This is a genomic window from Chitinimonas sp. BJB300 (assembly GCF_002735695.1).
In the GTDB taxonomy this organism is placed as follows: Bacteria; Pseudomonadota; Gammaproteobacteria; order Burkholderiales; family Chitinimonadaceae; genus Chitinimonas.
In genome coordinates, this window is record NZ_PDZH01000167.1 from 1 (window position 1) to 6,318 (window position 6,318).

Sequence of the window (6,318 nt, forward strand, 5' to 3'; positions counted from 1 at the left end):
GCAGCAGCTTCAAGGCATAGCTGGCGCGGCTCGCGCCTTCTTCTTCGCAGATCGCCAGAATCTTGTGCTTGAGGTTGTTTTCTCCCATGTAGAACAGGCTTTGCCCCGTCATGGCGCTGTATTTGATGCGTTCCTCTTCCGGTATGAATGACAGCACCGCATCCATGAGCGACGATTTACCGGCCGCGCTGGAAGACTGCACCACGACCGCCAACGGCCCCGCCAGCTTACGGCTGACCGCAGCCAGATAGCCCACCAGCTTGTTCGTGCGCTCACCCACCAGGCCGCAGGCGTCGAAGTCGGCCACGATGCGTGCCAATAGGGTGGGATCGCGCAACAGGGTCAACGCTGCCTCTCTGGCCGCGTCCGTCATCGTCGGCGTGTTATCCGCTGGCGCTAGCACTGCCTGTAGCCGTGCGTCCTGATGCGCTTCCAGTAAGCGCAGCAGTCGGCCCAGATCGCGTTTTAATACCTCCTCTGCCACCGCCAGCTCCAGCGCCGCTTCCCGCAGGTAATGGGCGCGGCCCTTGGCGCTGTAGAGATCGAAACTGTCGATGTAATACCCATCGCCACGCGTCGCCAGCAGGTTGAGTTTGAGCTGTCCCGCCGCTGCTTGCTTGGGCAGGCCCCGCACCCGGTAACAGCGGTCCGCCAAGGTCAGTAGCAAATCCTCCCCCTGAACCACCAGTGCCGGTTCGGGTGACGTGCTTGCATCGGGCGGCAGTCCCGTTGCAGCGGGTACCGGTGCGGCTAAAGGAGAGAGGGGTGGAAGGGGCGCAGCACCCCGATGCGGGGCCGGTCCTGCACCCAGCCAGCGCGCATGCTGCAACACCAGTCCCAGCCCCTTGCTGGCAGGTTGTACCTTGAGGGCATACGCATTGGCGTCCAGACCATGAGGAAACTGCACACGCCAGCAGCCTATACCCTGGGCAGCCAGCTCGACCGCCAACTGCGCCGCCGCCCGCTCCCCGGCCTCATCCCGGTCGTAGGCAATCAGCACACGCTGAACGCCATGCCGCTGGAAGGCGGCCAGATGGTCAGCCGTAAATCCCTGGGTGCCATAGCTGGCCGTCACATTGCGGTAGCCCGCGCACCAGAAGGTCATCGCGTCGATCAGCGCTTCGCATAGCACGACTTCGCCACCGCTCGCCGCCAAACCCGCCTCATTCCATACACCTGCATGCGGCCCCGGCAGGTAAAGGTGCTTGGCCGTCCCCTTGCGTAAGTCATCGCGCAGCTTACGGCCGTAGATTTCCACCACCTGCCCAGCACTGTCCTGCACCGGTATCACCAAACTGCCCGCGAAGTGTTCATGGCCGGTTTCGCGCATCAACCCCAAGTGCTGTAAGCGCCCGCGGACTTCGGCCCCGGTCTGGCGATTTTTTTCCGGTAAATGCAGGCCCAGGGTGCGATTGGCGTAACCCAGTTTGAACGTGTCGATCAGCTCGGGGTGATCCAACCCCCGCTTGACCAGATAAGCCAAGGCTTCGCCTTCTTGCTTGAGGGTGGCGTGGTAGTAGTCCATCACCTGACCGAGCAAGGCATGGTCATCCGCATCCAGGCTCACCGCTACCGGTAAGGCACGCGCCGTGGTGCGCTTCACCGGCGCCAAACTGGCAGCTAAAAGAGAAGGCAAACCCTCGCGCAGCCATTCCGCTGCATGGCGGAAGCTGATACCACGCCGTTTCATCACCCAGTCTATTGGCCCACCCGCCGCGCCACAGCCAAAGCAATGGAACAGATTCTTGCCCGGCGTCACCACCAGACTTGGGCTGTCGTCCTGATGGAACGGGCAGCAGGCCGCGTAATCCTTTCCCTGCTTACTCAACGCAATGCCGTCTGCCTCAATCAGGCGAACCAGTGACACCTCGGTTTTTAAGCGTTCGATTTCTGCTTCCGGGATGCGTGCCATAAACAATCCTTTTCATGTGCAATATATACATCCAATTGCTAAACAATCTAAGGTACGGCACACTATACACCCAGTGTATATTCGTCAAGCCGGAGTGTTCCATGCATCCCTTACCATTCGTAGACTTGCCCCATCACTTTGGGATGACTTCAATGGGCAAGCGCATTCAATCCGGTGAGCAAACAGCCACCACCAGCGACTTCGGTGAACGCTTGGCAGCGTTACGCAAAGCAGCAGGCTTTACTCAGGTTGAATTAGCCGCTGAGCTAGGTATTTCACAGCGTATGGTGGCCTACTATGAGAGCCCTCAGGCCACACCACCAGCCACTCTGCTGCCAAGTATTGCGAACGCATTAGGGGTGTCTATCGATGAGCTGTTTGGTCGCAGTGTTAAGCGCCGGCTGGTCAAACAAGATGGAGATAGCCGACTACGCAGGAGACTGCTCGCTATTGAGAAGCTAGAGCCGGCGGAGAAACGCCAAGCACTACAGCTGCTAGATGCATTCATAGAACGTGGGCAACTCAAGCGTCAGTCAGAAGACCGTCATAAGTGATGAGACACCACACGATACTCACGAATCACCCCTGAGCAGCTAAGGAGGAAGTGCATGCAGTTGCTGTTCGAATGGGACCCAGCCAAAGCAGCGTCCAATCTCAAGAAGCATGGCCTCGATTTCGAAACAGCAACCTTGGTGTTTAACGATCCCCTCGCATTAACGCTGTTTGATGAAGATCACAGCACGCAGGAAGAACGCTGGATTACCCTCGGTCAGGTCGAGGGCCGTAAGTTGGTGGTGGCCGTACATACTTGGCGCGAGAATGAAGACACGGTGCATGTACGCATTATTTCTGCGCGACTCGCCACACGGCATGAAGAACGGCAGTACCAGGGCGAACCCTAGGCCCTATCCGTTAAAGGTGAACCCGATGCAAGACGAATACGATTTCAGCAAAGCCGCTCGCGGCAAGTTCTACCGGGCCGATGCAGTAGCACACCTGCCGGTCTACCTCGATCAGCCCATCCAGTCCCGCTTAAGCGAGTTGGCCCACGATAAAGGCGTGGCACTCTCCACGCTGGTCAATGCGCTGCTAAAAAAGGACATCGAGCTGATTGAAATGGCCCGCTAAGCCAGCCAACGCAGTAAGCCACTAAAGAGAAACCCCCTAAACCCCAAGCAGCAGCTGGGGTTCAGGGGGCTTTTTTATTTAAATAAGAGATAAGAAGAAGCGCGATACATCCGTGATATACGGTAGGCAGGCCCTAGCAGTCCGTCAGGTAGTAGTCCTCCGCGGTATACCCATGCCCTTGATGACGGAAGTGGTTTTCCGGGGCGTTACGGCATCCATTGCAGAGCTTCCCGTCGTTCAACTCCACCCGCACCGCACGCGCACTCCAGAACGATTGCATGTCCTTTTCCATCGGCACCACTTCCAACATGCTCAGCCCTTGCTCACGCAACCACCGATTCACCTCGTAGTTACTGCTGCCCGCCTTCGCTCGATGCGACAGGACTTTGACCGTCTTGCCTTCATTCAACCAGCCTTTAACCCGCAACAGCATTGCATTCACCGGTTCGCCAATCTGATTCGGGAAACGGTCGTTGTATTCCGCCAGCGTGCCTTCCAGTTCGACGCCTATCCATTTGCTCATGATCTTGTTTACTTTCGTCAGTATTAAAAAGGGTTATGCCTGGGCCGCTTCTGCTTCTGCCGCCTTCTCGCGTTCATAGCGACGCACATGCATTTGCGCTGGCGTCAGTTCCGGCACACAACCACGGTCCGCCACTTGTAGGCCCGCCCTGATTGCTTCGTCTGGGATGTCCACCGCCTGTTTACATTGCGCCAATAGCTTCGGCGCTAACTCGCGCCATGCCGCATCCAGGCTCGACTCGTCGAACAAACGCCAGCTGGCATGTTGGCCCTTGCTGGCCAAGCAGTCGGCCTGCAATTGCAAACCCAGCTTGAGTGCGGGCGGCAATTGGCTAAGCCCAACCTCAATCAGCGCTTGGCTATAGCATTCGCGTAACCCGTTCTGCGCAATCACCACGCGATACCATTGCTCTGAGGCGTCTTCGTCGGCTTCGTCCAATCCCTTTTCCAGCTCACTGGCCAGTTCGCGCCAGTCTTCCGCCAGCGTGTAAGCCGCCCGTTCCTGGGCTTTGAGTTCCCGGCACTTCGGGCTCAGGTGACTGGTGAAGCTACGCAGCAGACCTTTGTTTTCCGCACGCAGGCGGGCGGCCTCCGCCTCGGCTTCCTGGGCTGATTGCTGGTGAGCAGCGATTTCTTTGCGTAACGCGGTACAGACCGCCTGCAAAGGCAGGAAGGCGTCACGAGCGGTATGGCATTCAGCCAAGGCCGCTTCAACGGCGGCGCGGTGTGCTGGGTGATGTTCAAACATGGGAAGGTTTCCTTAATAGTGGGTTGATCAGGCTTGGCGTTGGGCGATGCATTGCTGCATCCAGGCAAGGACTTCCGATTCCAGCCACGCCACATTGCGCGGGCCAAGGTGAATCGAAGTGGGGAAGCCACGTAGACGCATCGCGTCGTACAAGCCGGTACGGGAGAAGCCACACTTGGCCAGCACTTCCGGCAAACGCATAAAGCGGTCATGTCGCAGGCTGGATGTACCCGCCGTGTCGCTGGCGGTCTCGTCGTAAGAGGGGGTCAATTGCGTCATTGCTAAGGGTCTTTATCGTGGGTGCATCCGTGTCCGACTGGACCAGATGAGGCGTCGTTGAACGCATGCCGGCAGTATCCCGACCCCGCGCCACCTCGACGAGCGAACGCCATTGTGTGAACGCACCACACAATCCCGCCGTTCAAGACCCCCTGTTAAACGCCGAACTCTTCTCGCCCTGGGTCAATATTCAATCGGCAGGGTGGGTCAATTTTCAATCAGCGCGAACATCCCCACGCCACGTTGGGGCAACTTGTCAGGTAAAACAGCGCCGAGATTGGCCAGTCAGCACCCCCTTAGCCGCCCACTGCATGCAAATGCATGCCTAGAGTGCATGAATTCGCATGATGTTTTGCACCCCGCAAACCATTCTCCGCGCCAGTACTGAGGCGGATTTCGACCCTTCATGCAGCTGCATAAAAAACGCCCTATGAAGTGCGCGGGCGTGGCGGGGATACGAGCGCGCGCCAAAGGGTGAAACCACCGCGCCAGACCTCACCCCGGCCACTCGCATTGTGTGAGCCCTCCACACAATGGCGAAGACGTGCTGCCGATCCGGTCGTGCTCGATACTGCAGGTCGAGTCACCACCGTGCTGTTTTAACCCCCGATTCCCCCGTTTTAACGACCGCCACCGGCCGTAAGGGGGGCGGCTTGCCCAACGGAGCGCCAATGTCTAGCCCTTATTACCCGACTAAACGCGCCTTTCTATTGTGTGGCGCACGCACACAAGGGCAATGACGTGCTGCCGATCCGACCGCGCCCGATACTGCAAGCCTAGTCACCACCGTGCTGTTTTAACCCCCGACTCACCCTTTTAAACGACCTCAACAGGCCGTAAGGGGATCGGCTTGCCCAAAGAAACCGATGGAAACTGTTGCTTACCACGTTGAAACCGATGCTGAATGGCTTGCCGCCAACTGTGCGCCGACCTTACGCAAGCAGGCCCGCCGTGAGCGCAAGCATCAGCTACGCAGCATCCCCGAACGCGAATGGGAGGCCGCACGCAACGAGGACCATGATGCGCTGGGCCAGCGCGTCAGCCACTGGCTACAGCAGCCGGTGGGCTCAGTGGATCTCATCAACCTGTCTGAGCGGCTGGATAAATACCTCGGTCACCCGTCCACCCCGTTGATTGACGTGTGCCGCCTGGGTGAAGACGGCGCAGCCCTCTGCGATAAGCTGCACACGTGGCTATCGCCCGAAGACACCGCCGCCATGATCGCCCCACGCTTTGAGGTCCGCCTGCCGCAGGCCGGTAAACAGGGCGTCACCGTCGAAGGCATTGGCAAACGTCTGGAAGACGGCAGGGTATGGAAACGCAGCTTGGTGCGCCGCCACCTGCAAGCCTTGGAACAAGGCCGCATCAGCGCCGGACAGGTCCGCCGGGGTGCCGATACCTATGTATCGCAACAAACCCTCTCCCTGCTGCAAACCAAGTGGAAGGATCAGAGCGAAGCCCTACGCCATGCGCTGGCCACCAGCAACGAAGGCGATGAGGTATCGCTGTTCGACTTGCAGCAAAGCAGCGTCGCCAACCCGCGCGTGCGCTTTGCCGAACTGGTTACCCGCGTCAAAGGCTTTGAGCTGGTCGCGGAGGAACTGGGCCATACAGCGGTTTTCGTTACCGTGACGGCCCCGAGTGCTTACCACCCGAGCAAGACCATCAGCAACAAGCGCAAGCGCGGCAAACGGGCGTTTACGCAGATTATCAACCCGGCCTGGGTGGC

General features: G+C 58.8%; 8 protein-coding genes. 4 read left to right on the top strand and 4 right to left on the bottom strand.

Annotation, left to right across the window (positions count from 1 at the left end; translation table 11 throughout):
- The coding region (locus tag CSQ89_RS18975) for a CHC2 zinc finger domain-containing protein (RefSeq protein ID WP_143747096.1) at positions 1-1,912 on the bottom strand (1,912 nt) is incomplete at its 3' end.
- 101 nt (positions 1,913-2,013) lie between these two features.
- Between CSQ89_RS18975 and CSQ89_RS18980 the strand changes: the two genes are divergently transcribed.
- The 3 genes from CSQ89_RS18980 to CSQ89_RS18990 are packed head-to-tail and all read left to right on the top strand — an operon-like array spanning position 2,014 to position 3,040.
- Positions 2,014-2,466 (top strand): helix-turn-helix domain-containing protein, encoded by a 453-nt coding sequence (locus tag CSQ89_RS18980; protein ID WP_233203326.1) that lies wholly within the window; start codon positions 2,014-2,016, stop codon positions 2,464-2,466.
- Between the two features lie 54 nt (positions 2,467-2,520).
- Complete coding sequence (locus tag CSQ89_RS18985; RefSeq protein ID WP_099407624.1) at positions 2,521-2,814, top strand: BrnT family toxin; 294 nt, start codon at positions 2,521-2,523, stop codon at positions 2,812-2,814.
- Positions 2,815-2,839: 25 nt separating this feature from the next.
- Complete coding sequence (locus CSQ89_RS18990) at positions 2,840-3,040, top strand: hypothetical protein (RefSeq protein ID WP_099407625.1); 201 nt, start codon at positions 2,840-2,842, stop codon at positions 3,038-3,040.
- A 133-nt stretch (positions 3,041-3,173) separates the two neighbouring features.
- Here CSQ89_RS18990 and CSQ89_RS18995 read toward each other — a convergent pair whose 3' ends face one another.
- From CSQ89_RS18995 to CSQ89_RS19005, 3 genes are read right to left on the bottom strand one after another with little or no spacing between them, the layout of a single operon-like run.
- The gene (locus CSQ89_RS18995; protein WP_099407626.1) at positions 3,174-3,563 is read right to left on the bottom strand and encodes a hypothetical protein; all 390 of its coding nucleotides are present in this window, start codon (positions 3,561-3,563) and stop codon (positions 3,174-3,176) included.
- 33 nt (positions 3,564-3,596) lie between these two features.
- The gene (locus CSQ89_RS19000) at positions 3,597-4,310 is read right to left on the bottom strand and encodes a hypothetical protein (protein WP_099407627.1); all 714 of its coding nucleotides are present in this window, start codon (positions 4,308-4,310) and stop codon (positions 3,597-3,599) included.
- 27 nt (positions 4,311-4,337) lie between these two features.
- Positions 4,338-4,589, bottom strand: coding sequence for a helix-turn-helix transcriptional regulator (locus CSQ89_RS19005; protein WP_099407628.1), 252 nt, complete (start codon positions 4,587-4,589; stop codon positions 4,338-4,340).
- A gap of 866 nt (positions 4,590-5,455) precedes the next feature.
- On the opposite strand from CSQ89_RS19005, the gene CSQ89_RS19015 reads away from it, so the two are divergent.
- Positions 5,456-6,318, top strand: an 863-nt coding sequence (locus CSQ89_RS19015) for a replication endonuclease (RefSeq protein ID WP_143747097.1), incomplete at its 3' end; no start/stop codon positions are given.

Excerpts from the sequence above, each read along its gene's own strand:
- CSQ89_RS18980 (WP_233203326.1), top strand. The coding sequence starts at position 2,014 with ATGCATCCCTTACCATTCGTAGACTTGCCCCATCACTTTGGGATGACT.
- CSQ89_RS18985 (WP_099407624.1), top strand. The coding sequence starts at position 2,521 with ATGCAGTTGCTGTTCGAATGGGACCCAGCCAAAGCAGCGTCCAATCTC.
- CSQ89_RS18990 (WP_099407625.1), top strand. The coding sequence starts at position 2,840 with ATGCAAGACGAATACGATTTCAGCAAAGCCGCTCGCGGCAAGTTCTAC.
- CSQ89_RS18995 (WP_099407626.1), bottom strand. The coding sequence starts at position 3,563 with ATGAGCAAATGGATAGGCGTCGAACTGGAAGGCACGCTGGCGGAATAC.
- CSQ89_RS19000 (WP_099407627.1), bottom strand. The coding sequence starts at position 4,310 with ATGTTTGAACATCACCCAGCACACCGCGCCGCCGTTGAAGCGGCCTTG.
- CSQ89_RS19005 (WP_099407628.1), bottom strand. The coding sequence starts at position 4,589 with ATGACGCAATTGACCCCCTCTTACGACGAGACCGCCAGCGACACGGCG.